We start from the raw sequence: 16,934 nt of genomic DNA on the forward strand, positions 1-16,934 counted from the left end.
TCAGTCGCCGGTGATGAGCTCCGCGGCGCGCTCGCCGATCAGGATCGCGGGCGCGTTGGTGTGGCCGCGCACGATCCTGGGCATGACCGAGGCGTCGGCGACGCGGAGGCCCTCGACGCCGCGTACGCGCAGCCGGGGGTCGACCACGCTGGCCTCGTCCGTGCCCATCCGGCAGGTGCCGGTCGGGTGGTAGAGGGTGTGGGCGTGACGTGCCAGGAGCGCGTCGGCGACCTCCTCCGCGGACGAGCCCACCGGTACGTCGGGGCGCAGGAACTTGCCGAGGAACGGCTTGAGCGCGGGCTGCGAGGCGATCTCCAGCGTCACCCGGACCCCTTCGACGATGGCAGCGCGGTCCCTGCCCTCGGGGTCGGAGAGGTAGCGGGGGTCGATGATCGGCTTGGCGGCCGGGTCCTTGGAGGTGAGCGTGACGCTGCCGCGGCTGGCCGGGTCGACGAGGATCGGGCCGGCCACGACAGCCTCACCCACGAACGGGATCAGACCCTCGTCGAAGAAGCCGACCGGGGCGAAGATCATCTCGATGTCGGGCGCCTCCAGGTCGGGGCGCGAGCGGATGAAGCCGTACGCCTCGCCGACGTTGGAGGTGAGCATCCCGCGCCTGCGCAGCAGGTAGTTGAGCAGGTGACGTGCCGACTCCGCGGTCGCGAGCGAGCCCTGCTCGACCTCCCAGCCGATGCCGGCGACGAGGTGGTCGGTGAGGTTCTCCCCCACCTGTTTCGCATCGCGTACGACCTCGATGCCGAGGTCCTTCAGGTGGGCCGCCGGGCCGACCCCGGAGAGCATCAGCAGCTGCGGGGTGTTGATCGCGCCGCCGGAGAGGATCACCTCGCGCCGGGCGGTGATGGTCGTCTGCTGTCCGTCGACGACGGCCTCGACGCCGGTGGCGCGGGTGCCGTCGAAGGTCACCCGCGACACCAGGGCGCCGGTCACCACGTTGAGGTTGGCGCGCCTGGCGGCGGGCTTGAGGTAGGCCGCGGCCGTGCTCCACCGGGCGCCGCGGCGCTGGGTCACCATGGTCTCGACGTACGCCTCGGGGTTGGGGCCGTTGGCCCGTCCGCGCCGGTAGCCGGCCTGCTCGGCGGCCTGGAGGAAGGACTCGGTGTAGGGACGGGGGCTCCGTTGCCGCTCGACGCGGACCGGGCCACCGGTGCCATCCAGCGCGGTGGCGTCCTCGACGTCCTCGAGCTTCGCGTACGTCTTCTTGACGACATCCCAGCCCCACTCGGGTCCGGCCGCCGCGCCCCACTCCTCGTAGTCGGCCTGGAGGCCCTTGACCCACATCATCGCGTTCATCGAGGACGAGCCGCCGAGCATCCGGCCGCGGGGCCAGTAGATCCGCCTGCCGCCGAGGGCCGGCTGGGGCTCGGTGGAGTAGTCCCAGTCGTGCTCGGACCGGAAGAGCTTCGAGAACGCCGCCGGGATGTGGATGTTCATGCTCTTGTCGCGCGGTCCGGCTTCGAGCAGGGTCACCTGGACACTCGGGTTCTCACTGAGACGCGCCGCGAGCACGGCCCCTGACGATCCGGCCCCCACCACCACGTAGTCGCTGGTCAGTTCCTGGCTCATACCGGATCTCCTTCGTCAACGATGACGGGCTTCCGGAAGATTACCGCCGCGAAGGCGAGCGTGGGGAGGGATGCGTCAGTCGGCCAGGAAGGCGCCCAGGGCGTAGGCGGGGTGCCGGTCGAGGTTGTGGCGGCCGCGGTCGTAGCGGCGGGTGGTGCGGGGGTCGGCGTGGCCGGCGGCGTCCTGAACGTCCTCGAGGGGTACGCCGGCCTCGCGGGCCAGGGTGACGAAGGTGTGGCGGAGGCTGTGCGGGGAGAGCTTGTCGCCGTGCTCGATGCCGGCCGCGGCGCCGAGCCTGCGGATGAGTCGGAAGGCCTCGGAGCGGTGCCAGCGGTTGCCGGTGCCGGTGATGAAGACCGGGCCGTCGGCCCGGGCGTCGAGGTAGGCGCCGAGCGCCTGTGAGGTCGCCGGGTTGAGGACGACGTCGCGCCGGGCGCCGCCCTTGCGGGTGATCGTGAGGATGCGGTGGCCGCGGGCGTGACTGAGGTCACTCACGTCGGCGCCCAGGGCCTCGGAGATGCGCAGGCCGTCATGGAGCAGGAGGGTCACCAATGCGGCGGCGCGGCTGGAGTGCTCCCGCGCGGCGGCGAGGAAGGCGCGCGCCTCTCCCCTGTCCATGCCGAGAGTCTGGGAGTCGTTGCTGGTCTTGGGGCGCTTGATGTGCTCGGCCGGTGAGGCGCTCAGGACGTCCTCCGCCACGCCGTAGCGGTAGAAGCCGGCGATCGCGGAGAGTCGTCGCGCGATCGTCGCGGGGCTGCGCCTCGTCTCCAGATGCCGGGCGTAGCCGTCGACCATCGCCCGGTTGGCGGCGAGCGGGTCGATCTCCAGCGCGGCGCACCAGCCGAACCAGTCGGCGAGGTCGCGTCCGTACGCAGCGCGGGTATGCCCTGCGTAGGAGAGCAGGAACCTTCTGGCGAGCGCTTCGGCCCTCTTCTCCTGGGGCAGCTCCCCCAGGTCTTCCAGGAACAGCTCTCTGACGGATTCCGTCACGGAGAGGTCTGTTGTGGGGGTCTGCGGACGGTCCTCGATCGCGCTCACAGACACACATCATAATGCCGGTTATGTTGTGTGTCTCGTCAAGATCTCATTTGAGCGGGATTGAGTATTCGTTACGTCTTTCGTCACGCTATGCTGACGTAATGACGGAAACGATTGCTGTCGACGAGAAGCTCTGCCGCTTCCCTGGCTGTCCGCTGCCCGCGGCGGCCTCGGAGAGCGGAAGCGGCCGGCCGCCGGAGTACTGCGACGACCCCGCCCACAACCGAGCCGCCGCCTGGCGGGAGCGGAAGCGCCTGCAACGGCTCGTGGAGACACGGGATCCCGAGGAGGCCGCGCGACCGGTGCAGGCCGCCCAGCAGCGGGCCGCGGAGATCACCACGCAACTGACCCAGCTCGCCGACAGGTTCCTCGACCAGCTCCCGAAGGCACTTGAGGAGCTGCGTACGCTCGGCGACCTGACCGCTGCCGAGGCCCAGATCGCGACCGTTCAGAGCGAGGCACAGGAGCAGATCGCCGCCGCGAGCGCTCGTGCCGTGCGCGCCGAGCAGGCGCAGCGTACGGCCGAGGCGGAGCGCGACGAGGCAGATGCCGCTGCGGCGGAGGCGTTGGAGGAGTCGGTGCGCTCAGCCGAGATCCTGCGGGAGGCACTGTCCGCCACGGCCGCAGCGGAGGAGTCCCGTCAGGCCGCACAGGCGGCACGGGAGCGAGCAGAGTCCGACGCGGCGGCCGCGGCGAGGACCGCCTCCGCGACGATCGCCTCCCTGGAGAAGCATCTCGAGGAGACGACCACGGCGCGCGACGCCCTGGCCGAGAAGCTCGAGAAGCTGCGGGCCGAGCACGCCTCGGCCCTGCAGCGCCAGCGGAGCGAGACCGCGCGTGCCGACCACGCCGAGAAGGCGACGGCACGGCTACAGGAGCAGCTGATCGCGGAGAAGAAGGCCGCCGAGAAGGCGGCGGCGAGTGCGGAGACGACGATCTCCGGGCTGCGTACGCAACGCGACGCCGCCCGCGAGCAGATCGATGCCCTGCGTGACCAGGTCGCCGACCTTCGCGGGAGCGAGGCGGCGGCGAAGGCGGATCGCGATGCCACCCGCGCCGAGCTGGACCGCGAGCGCGCCCATGCGAGCGAACGGCTCGAGGATCTGCGGGCGGCACACCAGGCCCAGGTCGCGCAACTGGTGGAGCAGATCGAGCGGCGTACGGCATCACCCGATCTGCCGGAAGCGGGTGCGTGACACGCGGGACCCCAGTTGGAGCTCAACGGACCACATCCGCTACTGTTCTTCTCGCAAGCGGACGTAGCTCAGTTGGTAGAGCGCAACCTTGCCAAGGTTGAGGTCGCGAGTTCGAGCCTCGTCGTCCGCTCCACTTTCGCCGAAGGCGAAGATGTATAGAGCGAGGGCCGCCCGGTCGGGCGGCCCTCGCTCAATTTCCCGTGGCGAAACCAGCATCTCGCCGCGACTGCTCTAGGATTTCATTGCTCTGGGATTTAGGCACCGGGTGTGGATGAACCCGGAGGCAAGGCCGACAACCAAAGGACTGTGCGTGGGGGGCGTTGAGTGAGCGGGAAGTTCATCGACGCCTATGCCGTGCTCGAGATCGCTTCGGACGCGGACGACGCGGCTGTCCGAGCTCGCCATCGCGAGCTCGCCAAGCAGTTCCACCCCGACCGTGGCGGCCGTGCCGCCGACGGCGAGCTGATGATGCGCATCAACCGGGCGCGCGACGTGCTGCTCGACCCGGTCGCCAGGGCCACTCTCGACGAGGAGCTCGCCCGTCGCCGCCGTAAGGCTGCTGCGTCGGGGTCCGCGGGGACGGCGCCCTCAGCCGCCTCGCCTGCTACTCCGCCACTCAGCCGGGACCGGCGTTGGCGAGCGGAGTGGGGCGCAACGACTCCTCGGCCCGCTCCGCCGGCCGGCAGCAGCTCGCCGGCCCCGGTGCCGCCACCCGCTCGAGTGCGCCCGTCGGCCAGCCGGCTGCGCCAGGCCACGCGGCAGGCTCGAGCGGCGAACGCCGCGCTCTCCTCGCGACAGCGGACCCCGGCACCGAAACCCCCTCGCACGGTGACCGAGCCGCCGCCTCCCCAGCCCGCGGCCCCGCAGCCCGCGAACCCTCAGCCGGTGACTCCACAGCCGGCTCCCCCGCAGCAGAAGACCGCGCCGTCGGCAGACAAGCCGACCAACGCCTGGTCGCTCTACTCCGTACCGCTCGACGCGGTCTCGGTCGCGTCGCTGCTGGCCAGCGTGCTGATGTGCGGCCCGCTCGGCTTCATCCTGGGAATCATCGGCCTGGCCCGCACCGCCGACGACAAGCGTCGGGGCCGCTGGGCCGCGGTCGCCGGCATCGCCATCAGCAGCCTGACGATGCTCGTCGCCGTCGGCTACGTGATGCAGGCGATGTCAGCGCCTGGACCCTGACGCCGGGCTTCGCCCAGCGGCCACTCGGCGATGGTCCGGCAGCCGTGGTTCGCGTACCACTGCAGACTGACCCGGTCCGCGTGACATCGCGCCGGGAGGAACGGCGCCAGGGACGTACGTGTCGAGTCGAGGTCCACTCCCCCGGCGATGTGGTCGACGGTCAGGTGCGGCACCGGTTCGAAGAGTCCGTCATAGCGCGGGCACTGCGGGAATGCCGCACTCAGCTCGGCGGTCAGCGCCGCGAAGGGATCTGCAGGGTCAGGATGCAGATAGATCGTGCCCCCGGAGAAGAGACGTACGTCGTCCAGCACGAAGTCGAACGCCGCTGCCGCGGCCGCGATCTTCCCGACCCGCTCCAGATCGTCCGTCGTGGGTGCGGCCAGAAACGGCGCGAGCAGCGTGATGTGCGCGTGCACGAACGTGGGGTCCGCGGAGACGAACGAGTCGTCATAGTGGCGCGTCCGCTCCAGGACGTACGCCTCCAGCTCCGGCACCGGGACGACGAGCACCGAGTGCCCGGCGGAGGATCTGCTCATGGCGGGATTCTCGCGGGCACCACAGGTCGATGACCACTCGACGCGGACCTCTCGCCACTCGGCTAAGGTGCCCGGGTGTCTACGCCTGAGATGCCCGCCGAACTGCTCAAGCACGCCCTCGACGCGACGGGGTTCATGCCTCCCGAGGAGGGCACGGCACTGTTCGAGTACGCCGTGGAGCGACTGCCGCACGGACCGGCCGTCGAGATCGGGACCTACTGCGGGAAGTCGTCGGTCTATCTCGGCGCCGCGGCGAAGCTGACCGGGGGCACGGTGTTCACCGTCGACCACCACCACGGCAGCGAGGAGAACCAGGCGGGCTGGGAGCACCACGACACGACCCTCGTCGACGAGCGCACCGGACGGCTGGACACGCTGCCGACGTTCCGGCGGACCATCGAGCAGGCCGGCCTCGAGGACGAGGTGGTCGCGGTGATCGGTGCCTCGACGACCGTGAGCCGGTGGTGGACGACGCCGGTCTCGCTGCTGTTCATCGACGGCGGCCACGGCGTCGAGCCCGCCCAGCTCGACTACCGCGGCTGGGCCCCGAAGGTGATGCCCGGCGGGCTGCTGCTGGTCCACGACGTCTTCCCGGACCCGGCCGACGGCGGGCGCCCGCCGTACGAGGAGATCTACCTCCCCGCGCTCGCCTCGAAGCAGTTCGAGGAGATCGACGCGGTCGGGTCGCTGCGTGTCCTGCGTCGGATCACCTGATCCCAGGTGCCACAGGAGTCACATCGATCAGGCATTTCCTGCACTTCTCCGGTGTTGCATTGCCAGAGAAGTGCAGGAATACCCGGTTAACCGGGTATTCCTGCCGAACTCGTCTCGCACCCACACTCCAGCGCCAGTTCCTCGAACGGCGCCGCGAGGGAGGTGCCGCGCATGATGGCGGAGCCCGGGGTGGACCCACCGTAGCGCTCCCCCAGCGCGTCCGCGGCCAGGATGACGGCGGCGGCGGTGAAGGTGGAGTGCTCCTCGGGCCAGTAGGCGTTTGGGTTGGGGTTGGGATAGTCGGGCGACTCGTAGACCCAGCCGGTCCAGTAGCCGCCGTCGTCGGCGCGCATGTGCTGCATCTCGGTCAGCAGCCGGAGCGCGCGGCGGTGGTCGCCGATGTTGTCGAGCGCCATCGCCAGCTCGCAGGTCTCCGCACCGGTCACCCACGGGTTGGTGTCGACGCAGAGGGCGCCGAGGCCGGGGCGTACGAAATGATCCCAGCGCGACGCGATCAGGTCGTGCCCGTCGGCACCGACGACGGCGCCGCCGAGGACCGGGTAGTACCAGTCCATCGAGTGGTGCGACTTGTCCTCGAACGAGTCGCGGTGGTGGCGCAGGGCGTGACCGAGCCGGCCGCCGACGATCTCCCACTCCGGCTGCGGGTCGTCCAACAGGTCGGCCAGCGCGACCCCGGCACGCAGCGACTGGTAGATCGAGGACGAGCCGGTGAGCAGCGCGAACGGGTCGCGCGGGGTCCAGGCGATCCCGCCGAAGGGCAGCTGCAGGCCGACCACGAAGTCGAGTCCCGCGCGCACCGAGGGCCACAGCCGCTCCACGAACGCCCGGTCCCGGCGGATCAGCCAGTGGTGCCAGAGCCCGACGGCGAAGTAGGCCGACATGTTGGACTCGCCGATCGTCTCCACCGCCGAGCCGGCGACGATCTTCATCGGCCAGGACCCGTCACCGTTCTGCAGGGACGGGATCCAGTCGTACGCAGCCTCGGCCTCCTCCACCAGGCCACCGACGAGCAGTCCCATGGCCGCCTCGACGTGGTTCCAGATGTCGGTGTGCTGACCGGGGACCCACGGGATCGCGCCCGACGCCTCCTGGGCGCGGGCGATCGACCCGGCCGTGGCGACGATCTGGGCAGGGGTCAGCACCCCGTCGACGTACGGGATCTCGACTCTCATCCGCGAATCAGGCGGCCGAGGTGGGGTCGGTGGCGATGGGGCCCGGCTTGCGGAAGTAGAGGACCATGCTCTTGCCGATCATCGGGTCGAGGACCTTCCCGGCGAGGCGCAGCGGCAGCGGGTTCTTCATGATCTCCCAGACCAGGATCTGGTGGTACGCCTTGACCAGGACGTGCTTGTCGTTGTCGACGCCGACGGCCGACTTCAGCCACCAGTAGGGCGCGTGCAGGCCGTGGGCGTAGGACTTGCCCTCAAAGATCATCGCCTCACCAGGGGTGCCGTCGTTGGGCCGGCCGGCCTTGGTGACCTTGTCGATGAGCTCGTGGTCGGTGTAGATGCGGATGTGGCCGCCGGTGGTGTTGTGGTAGTCCTCGGAGAGCTTCCAGTTGACGACCTCGGGCAACCAGCGCGGCACCGAGATGGCGAGGGTGCCACCGGGACGGAGCACCCGGACGAGCTCCTTGATCGCGTCGACGTCGCGGTGGATGTGCTCGAGCACCTCGGCGGCCACGATCCGGTCGAACTCGCCATCGGCGAAGGGCAGCGACAGCGCGTCTCCCTCCTTGACCTCCGCGTTCGCGCCCTCGGGGACCTCGTCGCGCATCGCGAAGAACCAGTCGCTGACCTTGGCCAGCTCCTCGGCGTCCTGGTCGAACGCGATCACGTCGGCGCCGCGGCGGTACATCTCGAAGGCGTGCCGGCCACCGCCGGCACCCATGTCGAGCACGCGCTCTCCGGCCTGAAGGCCAAGGCGGTCGAAGTCAACGGTGAGCACGGCTCACTTCCTCTCGTCTGTGGTGAACTCGTCGATGGACTGCTGATATAGGGCCGTCATCCGCTCGGCGACGGCGTGCCAGGAGAAGTGCTCCTCGACCCGGGCGCGCCCGGCGGCCGAGTAGCGGGCTCGGCGCTCAGGGTCGTCGAGCAGCGCCGCGATGGCCTGTTCGAGCTCCTCGGTCTCGCCCGGGGTGACCTGCTTCGCGCACAGGTCGTCGGGGCCGACGACCTCGGGGATCGCGCCGGCGCGGGAGACGACGAGCGGGGTGCCACACGCCATCAGCTCGGCGGTGGGCAGCGAGAACCCCTCGTAGAGCGAGGGCACGCAGGCGATCTCCGCGGAGCCCATCAGCTCGACGAGCTCGGCGTCGGAGATGCCGTTGACGAAACGTACGTGGTCCTTGATCGCGAGCTTCTCGATGAGCTGCTCGGTCGGACCGCCCTTCTTGGGCTTGGAGACCAGGACCAGCTCGAGATCACGTTCGGTACGCAGCTTGGCGAAGGCCTCGAGCAGGAAGGCGATGCCCTTCAGCGGGGCATCGGCACTGGCCATGGCCAGGATCCGGCCCGGGGTGCGGGGCCCGGTCGGCGGGACGAACTCCTCCGGTACGCCGAGATGCACGGTCTGCACGCGCTCGGAGGGGACGCCGAAGTCGGTCAGGATGTCGCGCTTGGAGTTGTCCGAGGGGGTGATCACGTGCCGCAGCTGCGAGGCGACCTTGGCCTGCATCTTCACGAACGAGTACCAGCGCCAGACGCCGAACTTCTTCTTCCAGCCCTGGGCGCTGTCCAGCTCGATGCGTCGGTCGAAGGAGATCGGGTGGTGGATCGTGGTCACCAGCGGCAGGCCGACCTCGGGCTCGATGCTCAGCAGCGGGGTGGCCAGCGTCTGGTTGTCGTGGACGATGTCGAAGTCGCCCTTCCGCTCCTTCAGCACCTTGAGGACGCGCTTGGCGAAGGTCAGCGGCTCCGGGAAGGCGCCGGTGCGCATCCGGGCCCACTCCTCGACGTCGATCAGATCGCGGAGCTCGGAGAGCTTCGGGTTGCCGAACGGGTTGGGCTCCTCGTAGAGGCCCAGGCTCGGCACCTTGGTGAGCGTCACGCCCTCCCCCAGGAGGTCGAGCTCGGGATAGGGCTGACCGGAGAAGACCTCGACCGTGTGCCCGAGCTTGGCGAGCTCCCGACTCAGATGGCGGATATAGACGCCTTGACCGCCGACGTGCGGCTTGCTGCGATACGACAGCAGAGCGATCCGCATCCGCCACCTCCCTCAAACCTAGGCAGAGCAAAACTAGAACGTGTTCTATACTAGCAGGTAGCCAGCGCGAGTCACTCTAATGCAGGCGCTTCACCAGACGGTGTCGGGCTTGGCGTCTAGGCTGGTGGTGTGGAGGGTTTCTGGACCCGGTTCCGCCTCGACCCGAGGCAGGCCGACAACGCACGTATGCGCGCCTCCGATGCCGATCGGGAGGTTGTCCGCGCCGTCCTCACCGATGCCTTCGCCGACGGCCGGCTGACCCGCGAGGAGCACGAGGAGAGGGTCGACACCCTCTTGGAGGCTCGTACGCTCGGGGAGCTGCCCGCGCTCGTGGACGATCTCGTGGTCGCCGAACCCGCTCCCGGCGAGCCCGGGGCGAACCTGCCCGAGACGCTCGGCTTCCGCGAGCAGGGCGCGGCTGCCTACCGCAAGGAGCTCCAGGAGGCGCTCGCCACCTTCTTGATGGTCAGCCTCATCACCTGGGGCATCTGGCTGTTCACCTCGGCTCCCGACGGACATCCGTGGCCGATCTATCCGATGCTCTTCCTGGTGGTCAACCTGGTCGGCACCGGCGTACGCCGCGAGGCGATCGTCCAGCGCGAGGTGCACCGCCTCGAGAAGAAGGCCGCCAAGAAGGCGGCGAAGAAAGCGGCCAAGGCCGAGATCGAGGCAGCCCCCGAGACAGCTGCCCCGATCCTCGACCCGCCGGCCCAGTCCGAGAAGGACCGGCCCGACGATCCCGCCTAGGCGCCCAGCTGCGGGTCGCTCACGGAGGGACGTCCGTTCTCCAGGTGGCCGGCGAACCCACGTGCCCAGGTAGTGCCCGGGAGCGTGAGGGTCAGGTCGTACCAGCCCCCGGTGGCGCGGGTGTCCAGGTGGCGCGAGCGGATCTTGCCGGCGTACGCGCTGGTGATCTCGGCCTTGCGGGGCGCGGTCACGGTGAGTCGCTGCGAGCGGCCCTCCCGCCGGACGTTGGCGGGAGCGGGGTCGGCGCCTGCGGTGCCGGCGTAGGAGCGGAAGAACCCGTTGGGCCCGTGCAGGTGGATCTCGTAGTCGCCGCTGACCGGCCAGCGCACGGAGAGAGTGTCGCCGGCGCCGACTGTGTAGCTGTGCGGCGTTCCCTCCGGGGCGAGCAGCCGAGCCTGGAAGTGGGCGCCGACGCTGCCGGTGTTGTGGATCTCGACGGCGATCTCGCCGACGGCGGCGGTCTCGACGACCTCGAGCCGGTAGGGCGTCGGCCGAGCCGGGCGGGTGCCGCGCTCCTGCGTCGGCATGGTCCCGTTCGCCGGAGCCTCCGGGACGTAGTCCGGGTGGCGCTCGCGGTCGGCGGGCTCCCACCCACTCGTGTCCGGGAGCACGGGCGGCTCGGCGGTGCGGGAGAAGTCGAACGCCGAGGTCAGGTCCCCACACACGGCGCGGCGCCAGGGCGTGATGTTGGGCTCGGCGACACCGAAGCGCTTCTCCATGAACCGCAGGATCGAGGTGTGGTCGAAGGTCTCCGAGGAGACCCAGCCGCCGACGCTCCACGGGGAGACGACGAACATCGGCACCCGCGGCCCGAGGCCGTAGTGGCCGTCGCCGTGGGAGCCGGTGTAGAGCTCGTTCTCCGTCGAGACGGTCGACTCCCCCGGCACCAGCGGGCTGTTGATGTGCGGCGGCACCAGGTGGTCGAAGAAGCCGTCGTTCTCGTCGTAGGTGATGAAGAGCGCGGTCTTGGCCCACACCTCGGGGTTCGAGGTGAGCGCGTCGAGGACCTTGGCGATGTACCAGGCGCCGTAGTTGGTAGGCCAGTTCGAGTGCTCGGAGAACGCCTCCGGTGCCGCGATCCAGCTGACCGAGGGCAGGTTGTCGGCCTCGACGTCGGCGCGCAGGATCTCGAAGTAGTCCTGTCCGTCGATCGCACGGGTGCCGGTGCGGGCCTTCTCGAAGAGCGGGTCTCCGGGCCGGGCGTCCTGGAACCTGTTGAAGTAGAGCAGCGAGTTGTCGCCGTAGTTGCCGATGTAGGCGTCCTTGGTCCAGCCCCACCAGTTGTCGCCCTCGGCATTGAGGCCGGTGCCCTCGTCCTGGTAGACCTTCCAGCTGACCCCGGCCTTCTCGAGCCGCTCGGCGTAGGTGGTCCAGTCGTAGCCGGCCTCGTCGTTGTAGAGCACCGGCCCGCCGCCCTTGCCGTCGTTGCCGGTCCAGCCCGAGAGCATGTAGTAGCGGTTGGGGTCGGTGTTGCCGATGAAGGAGCAGTAGTAGGCGTCGCACACCGTGAACGCGTCGGCCAGCGCGAAGTGGAAGGCGGCGTCCTGCCGCTGGAGGTACGCCATCGTGGTGGTGCCCTTGGCCGGCACCCATCGGTCGTAGCGACCACCGTTGATCGCCTGCTGGCCGTCGGGCCAGCTGTGCGGGAGACCCTCGAGGAAGGCGGCGCCGAGGTCGTCGACCTCGGGATGGAACGGGAGCAGATCGCCGTCACCGTTCGGCTGGTGCCACACCGGCTTGCCCGAGGGCAGGATCGCCGGGTGCGGGTCGTCGAAGCCGCGTACGCCGCGCAGGGTGCCCAGGTAGTGCTCGAAACTGCGGTTCTCCTGCATCAGCACGACCACGTGCTCGATGTCGCGGATCGTGCCGGTCCGGCGGGCGGCGGGGATGGAGGCGGCTCGCGCGATGCTCTGGTCGAGCATGGTCAGCGCGGCTGCGCCGCCGACAAGACCTAGGAACCGACGACGATCGATGTCAACCACAGGAGCTCCTTGACGTGGGGGTGGAGGGCCACCATCGCGGCTCAGATGTTCACCGCGGCAACAGGTGACTGGTCGTCAGATGACCGGTGGGCGAAGAGTTCGCCGTCCGGCCGTAGCCGGCGGCGCAGCTGCGCGGTGACGTACGCGGCGACGACGAACATGACCAGGTCGGCCGCGATCAGCGCGAACAGCCAGGACGCGTCGGCCGGTCCGTCGATCCGCTGCTGGATGTGGAGGTGGGCGACCATCGCCGAGACGATGAACCCGACGCTGGCGTAGAGGGTGATGCGCAGATCCACCCGCTCCTCGTCGAGGCCGCGCACCCAGTGGCGGCCGACCCGCAGGATCGCGAGCGAGGTGAGCGCCGCGATCACCGGCAGGAACGGCACCGCGTAGCGGGCGTGGATCCAGCCGCCGCCGGCGTGGAACGAGGCCAGGTTGACGATGATGATCACGCAGTAGATCCCCATCAGCGCCCGCACCGCCACCTCCAGGCGGCGCTCCAGGACCGTCGGCTGCGGCCCGGGGATCGGGACGCGGCGCATCACCCCGTCCGGCCTCGGCCGCGCCTTCGCGTTGACGTCGAGCACCATGCCGGTGACCGTGAGCACCAGAGTGGCCGCGGCAGCGAGGATCCAGATCTTCGGGATGACGTCGTCTGCCCACAGCGAGCCGTAGAGGTGCAGGTAGAGCTCGGGGTTGACCAGCTGGAAGAGCGTGTCGCCGTGGGTCTGGCGGGAGAACTTCTCGAAGAGCACCGCGGAGGCGGTCGGGTCGCCGTAGAGGACGATGTTGCGTACGTAGAACCAGCCGATCACGGCCACTGGGGCCAGCCCGATCCGGATCGCCAGGCCCACACCCCGACGGAACGTACGCAGCGTCGGGTCGCGGAGCCACAGCGCGGCCAGCACGCAGGCACCCAGCACGAGCACCGCCACCAGGCCGGTCGAGCGGAAGCTGGCCGCCGCGACGCCGGCTACCGTCGCCCAGATCAGCCTGTCCCGGGTGACGCCGTCGCGGACCATCCGGAAGCCGAGGAGCAGGGTCAGCGAGGCGGCGACCGTGCCCCAGCCGTCGTTGTAGATCGCGCCGCCGTCGTAGGTCACCGCGCCACAGCCGAGCACCATCGCCGCGGCGAGCACAGGGACCACCCGTCGCCTGGGCACCAGCTCGCGCGCCAGCAGCCCGACCAGGATGATGCTCAGCGCGTAACCGAGCGCGTTGAGCAGCCGCATCCCGAGCAGCGTCACCCCGACCCCTGCCGCACCGCCGACGGCGTCGCCGAGCCAGACCAGCGGCAGGCTCATCACGTAGAACAGCGGCGGGTGGTTGGCGACCCAGATGTCGCGGCGTGGCTCGTCGAGGCCGAAGAGCGCCTCGGCGAACTGCGGATAGCGCACCGGGTCGGCCGGGGTGTTGGTGTCGATCGTGGGCAGGACGCCCTGGGACAGGACGATGGCATAGGCCGCGTGCTGCTTCTCGTCGGCCTTCAGCAGCGGCGGCATCCCGATCGCGTACTGCGCACTCATCGCGAAGCCGAGCACCCCGAGCAGGAGCAGGCATACGGTCACCTGGGACAGCGAGCGCGTAGGCGTGAGCACCTCGACAAGCTAGTGGGCCGGGATGTTGTTCAACCGCCACCGCGGTTGGCGGTCAGGTGACGAGTCGGCGAACTGTGCGTGGTTTGCGGCGGCTGCGCTCAGTCGACGACCATCGAGGACCCGGCGGCGACCTGCTCCCGGGTCGTACGCCGCCGCACGTCGCGCCGGTGACGCCAGATCTGCACCACCCCGAGGCCCCAGAACAGGTACTGCACCGACATCGCCCAGCGGAACGCCTCCGGCGTGTAGGCGGTCGAGGCCCCCGGCGTACGCCAGTCGAGGATCCAGCCGACAAGCACGATCACGAGCAGCGCGGCGACGAAGCCGCCCTGGTTGATGATCCCGCTGGCGCTCGCCATCCGCGCGGGCGGGTTGCTGGTGCGGCCGACGTCGAAGCCGATCATCGAGGCCGGTCCGCCGAAGCCGACCACGGCCATCAGGAGCAGCAGCACCGGCAGCGGCGCCTCACCCGGCCACGCGAGCACGAGCGTCCACACCGACACCAGGGCCGCGATCATCGTCAGCGCCACCGTCGAGCGGTGCCACGGGTGACGTCCGGCGAGGACGCCCATCACCGGGCCCGCGGCCAGGGCGGCTACGACGGTGACCGAGAGCAGGGTGCCGGCGAGGGTGTCGGAGAGCCCTTCTGCGGTCACCAGGAACGGGAATCCCCACAGCAGCCCCATCAGGTGGGAGCTGAACGGGGTGGAGAAGTGGATCCAGAAGCCCAGGCGCGTGCCCGGCTGGTACCAGGACGCCTTCAGGCTCCGGCCGAGCTCACGGGGCTTGAGGGAGGTGCCTCGGCGGTGTCGGTCACCGGGGCCGTCGTGGACGAAGAGGCGCAGCAGCACGAGAAGCACCGGGCCGATCAGCGCTGCCGTGAGGTAGGCCCTGGTCCAGCCGAGCTGGCCGAGCGCCCACGTCATCGGGACCGCTGCCGCGATCGCGCCCAGCTGTCCGACGGTGCCGGTGAGCTGGCTGACCAGCGGCACCTTGCGGGCCGGGAACCACGACGGCACCAGCCGCAGCACGCAGATGAACGTCATCGCGTCGCCCATCCCCACGAACGTGCGCGCGAGCAGCGCCAGCGGATAGGAGTCCGCGAACGCGAACCCCGCCTGAGCGAGCGCCAGGATCAGTGCGCCCGCGGAGAGGACCGTACGCGAGCCGAACCGGTCGACCAGCACCCCGACAGGCACCTGCATGAGGGCATAGACGAGCAGCTGCAGCATGACGAAGGTCGCCAGCTGGCTGGCGCCGATCCCGAAGCGCTCGGTGGCGACCAGACCGGCGACCGCAAGGCTGCTGCGGTGGAAGACCGCCAGGCCGTAGACCGCGAGGGCGATACCCCACACGAGCCATGAGCGTGCGGACGACTGGGGGTCTTCGTGGCTCACAGAGAGAGGTTACGGCGCCTTCGAGCTCGTCGAGATGCCGGTGGTCTCTCGTGGACGGCCGGAGGCGACCTCGGTCACAGGTCCGGTCGCCACGTGCGCGGTGAGGGTGCGCGGAGTGTCGAAGGTGCCCGGGCGCATCCGCCGGCGCAGCTCCGTGGCGACGTACGCCGCGACCGCGAACATCACCAGGTCGGCGGCCACCAGGGCGACGAGCGCGAAGGTGCTGCTGACCGGCCCGTCGACGTACTGCTCGGTGTCGAGGTGGCAGACCAGGCCGACCACCATGAAGGCCAGCGAGACACCCAGGCCGATGCGCAGGTCGCGTGCCTCGTCGAGCGCGGTCACGTCGGTTCGTGAGCCGGTCGGGACCCGCAGCGGCAGGAGCCGCCCCAGCCGGAGTGCGGCGATCCCGGCACCGGCGGCGAGGAACGGCAGGAACGGGACCGCGTAGCGAGCGTGGATCCAGCCACCGCCGGCGATGAACCCGGCGACATTGATCAGGATCAGCAGGCAGTAGCCGCCCAGGAGCGCCCAGATGGCCAGGTCCTGGCGGTGCTGCATCGTGCTCTGCGGGGCCAGGCGGATGCGCCGCAGGACTCCCGTACGGCGCGGGTTGGCCTTCGCCGCGGCGTCGAGCACGAGCCCGACCAGGGTGAGCGTCAGCACGATGACGGCTGCCTGGCTCCAGGTGTTGGCGATGTTGCCGTCGGTCCACAGGCTGCCGAGCAGGTGGCCGTAGAACTCGGGGTTCACCAGCTGGAACAGTGTGGTGCCGTTGGGCTCGCGCCCGAACTTCTCGAAGAGCGAGCCCGACGCGGTCGGGTCACCGTAGAGCTGGACGTTGCGCACGTAGAACCAGCCGAACACGACCACCGGCGCCATGCCGATGCACGCCGCGATCCCGACAGCTCGCCAGAACGTACCGCGCAGGAACGTACGCAGCGACGGCTCTCGCAGCCACATCGCCACCAGCACGCAGGCGCCGAGGAAGAGCACCGCGACCAGGCCGGTCGAGCGGAACCCGGCGGCCGCGACGCCGACCGCGGCCGCGGCGATCAAGCGCTCACGGGTCACGCCCTGGCGGATCATCCGGAACCCGAGGTAGAGCGTCATGAACGCCGCTGCGGAGGACCAGCCGTCGTTGTAGATCCCGCCGCCCACGAAGGTCATGGCGCCGCAGCCGATGCACATCGCCGAGGCAATCACCGGCACCGCCGGGCGTCGTGGCACCAGCTCGCGCGCCAGCAGGCCGACCATGATCGTGGTCAGCGCGAACCCGAGAGCGTTCAGCAGACGCATGCCGAGGAGTGTCAGGCCTGGCGAGCCGACCGCGTCGCCGAGCCAGACGAGCGGCAGGCTCATCGCATAGAAGAGCGGCGGGTGGTTGGCGACCCAGATGTCGCGGTGGGCCTCATCGGCCCCGAAGAGGCTCTCGGCCAGCTGCGGGTAGCGCCCCGGGTCGTCGGGGATGTCGGTGTCGATCGTCGGCAGCGTCCCCTGGGACAGCGCCACCGCGTACGCCGCGTGGGCCCGCTCGTCGGCCTTGAACAGGGCCGGCATCGCGATCGCCACCTGGGCGCTCATCGCGAAGCCGAGCACACCCAGCAGCAGGACGCAGATCGTGGATTGGGACATCGAGACCCGTGGAACAGTCACGAATGCGACGTTAACCGCCGAAACTGACGGGACACACGAGCCACGGCTCACGGGCGGTGAACAGAGCGCGACG

Annotated in this window: 14 protein-coding genes and 1 tRNA gene; 5 read left to right on the top strand and 10 right to left on the bottom strand. The window is 70.0% G+C overall.

What is annotated here, in order from left to right:
- Both ACIO3S_RS11225 and ACIO3S_RS11230 read right to left on the bottom strand, forming a co-directional pair.
- On the bottom strand, nt 1-1,584 hold the full coding sequence (locus tag ACIO3S_RS11225; protein ID WP_400463036.1) for a GMC family oxidoreductase: 1,584 nt from the start codon (nt 1,582-1,584) through the stop codon (nt 1-3).
- Between the two features lie 75 nt (nt 1,585-1,659).
- Nucleotides 1,660-2,622, bottom strand: a complete 963-nt coding sequence (locus tag ACIO3S_RS11230; RefSeq protein ID WP_400463039.1) for a tyrosine-type recombinase/integrase — start codon at nt 2,620-2,622, stop codon at nt 1,660-1,662.
- Between the two features lie 101 nt (nt 2,623-2,723).
- Between ACIO3S_RS11230 and ACIO3S_RS11235 the strand changes: the two genes are divergently transcribed.
- From ACIO3S_RS11235 to ACIO3S_RS11245, 3 genes are all read left to right on the top strand, one after another.
- Nucleotides 2,724-3,818, top strand: coding sequence for a hypothetical protein (locus tag ACIO3S_RS11235; protein WP_400463042.1), 1,095 nt, complete (start codon nt 2,724-2,726; stop codon nt 3,816-3,818).
- Between the two features lie 57 nt (nt 3,819-3,875).
- Nucleotides 3,876-3,951: transfer RNA gene (locus ACIO3S_RS11240), tRNA-Gly, on the top strand.
- Between the two features lie 191 nt (nt 3,952-4,142).
- Nucleotides 4,143-5,000, top strand: coding sequence for a DnaJ domain-containing protein (locus ACIO3S_RS11245; RefSeq protein ID WP_400463045.1), 858 nt, complete (start codon nt 4,143-4,145; stop codon nt 4,998-5,000).
- Here ACIO3S_RS11245 and ACIO3S_RS11250 read toward each other — a convergent pair.
- Nucleotides 4,964-5,536, bottom strand: coding sequence for a 2'-5' RNA ligase family protein (locus ACIO3S_RS11250; protein WP_400463048.1), 573 nt, complete (start codon nt 5,534-5,536; stop codon nt 4,964-4,966). The genes ACIO3S_RS11245 and ACIO3S_RS11250 overlap by 37 nt on opposite strands.
- A 75-nt stretch (nt 5,537-5,611) precedes the next feature.
- Here ACIO3S_RS11250 and ACIO3S_RS11255 point away from each other — a divergent pair, with 75 nt between their 5' ends.
- A complete protein-coding gene (locus ACIO3S_RS11255) occupies nt 5,612-6,250 on the top strand; it encodes a class I SAM-dependent methyltransferase (protein ID WP_400463051.1) in 639 nt (212 codons plus the stop codon).
- 86 nt (nt 6,251-6,336) lie between these two features.
- Here the strand turns inward: ACIO3S_RS11255 and ACIO3S_RS11260 are convergent, their stop codons facing one another.
- From ACIO3S_RS11260 to ACIO3S_RS11270, 3 genes are read right to left on the bottom strand one after another with little or no spacing between them, the layout of a single operon-like run.
- A complete protein-coding gene (locus ACIO3S_RS11260; RefSeq protein WP_400463054.1) occupies nt 6,337-7,443 on the bottom strand; it encodes a prenyltransferase in 1,107 nt (368 codons plus the stop codon).
- A gap of 7 nt (nt 7,444-7,450) precedes the next feature.
- Nucleotides 7,451-8,218, bottom strand: a complete 768-nt coding sequence (locus ACIO3S_RS11265; protein ID WP_160023381.1) for a class I SAM-dependent methyltransferase — start codon at nt 8,216-8,218, stop codon at nt 7,451-7,453.
- 3 nt (nt 8,219-8,221) lie between these two features.
- Entirely contained in the window at nt 8,222-9,478 is a 1,257-nt protein-coding gene (locus tag ACIO3S_RS11270; protein WP_400463057.1) for a glycosyltransferase family 4 protein, read from the bottom strand.
- A gap of 129 nt (nt 9,479-9,607) precedes the next feature.
- On the opposite strand from ACIO3S_RS11270, the gene ACIO3S_RS11275 reads away from it, so the two are divergent.
- Nucleotides 9,608-10,225 carry a DUF1707 domain-containing protein gene (locus ACIO3S_RS11275; protein WP_400463060.1) on the top strand — a complete coding sequence of 206 codons (618 nt, stop codon included), beginning with the start codon at nt 9,608-9,610 and terminating at the stop codon, nt 10,223-10,225.
- Here ACIO3S_RS11275 and ACIO3S_RS11280 read toward each other — a convergent pair.
- The 4 genes from ACIO3S_RS11280 to ACIO3S_RS11295 all read right to left on the bottom strand — a co-directional run bounded on the left by ACIO3S_RS11280 (nt 10,222) and on the right by ACIO3S_RS11295 (nt 16,861).
- Nucleotides 10,222-12,207, bottom strand: a complete 1,986-nt coding sequence (locus ACIO3S_RS11280) for a phosphocholine-specific phospholipase C (protein ID WP_400463062.1) — start codon at nt 12,205-12,207, stop codon at nt 10,222-10,224. The genes ACIO3S_RS11275 and ACIO3S_RS11280 overlap by 4 nt on opposite strands.
- A gap of 41 nt (nt 12,208-12,248) precedes the next feature.
- On the bottom strand, nt 12,249-13,808 hold the full coding sequence (locus ACIO3S_RS11285) for an ArnT family glycosyltransferase (protein WP_400463065.1): 1,560 nt from the start codon (nt 13,806-13,808) through the stop codon (nt 12,249-12,251).
- Between the two features lie 98 nt (nt 13,809-13,906).
- Complete coding sequence (locus ACIO3S_RS11290) at nt 13,907-15,205, bottom strand: nitrate/nitrite transporter (protein WP_400463068.1); 1,299 nt, start codon at nt 15,203-15,205, stop codon at nt 13,907-13,909.
- A 9-nt stretch (nt 15,206-15,214) separates the two neighbouring features.
- Nucleotides 15,215-16,861 (bottom strand): ArnT family glycosyltransferase, encoded by a 1,647-nt coding sequence (locus ACIO3S_RS11295; RefSeq protein WP_400463071.1) that lies wholly within the window; start codon nt 16,859-16,861, stop codon nt 15,215-15,217.
- Between the last annotated feature and the right edge of the window lie 73 nt (nt 16,862-16,934).

Origin of the sequence: Nocardioides sp. NPDC087217, from assembly GCF_044744805.1 — a bacterium.
Lineage (GTDB): Bacteria > Actinomycetota > Actinomycetes > Propionibacteriales > Nocardioidaceae > Nocardioides.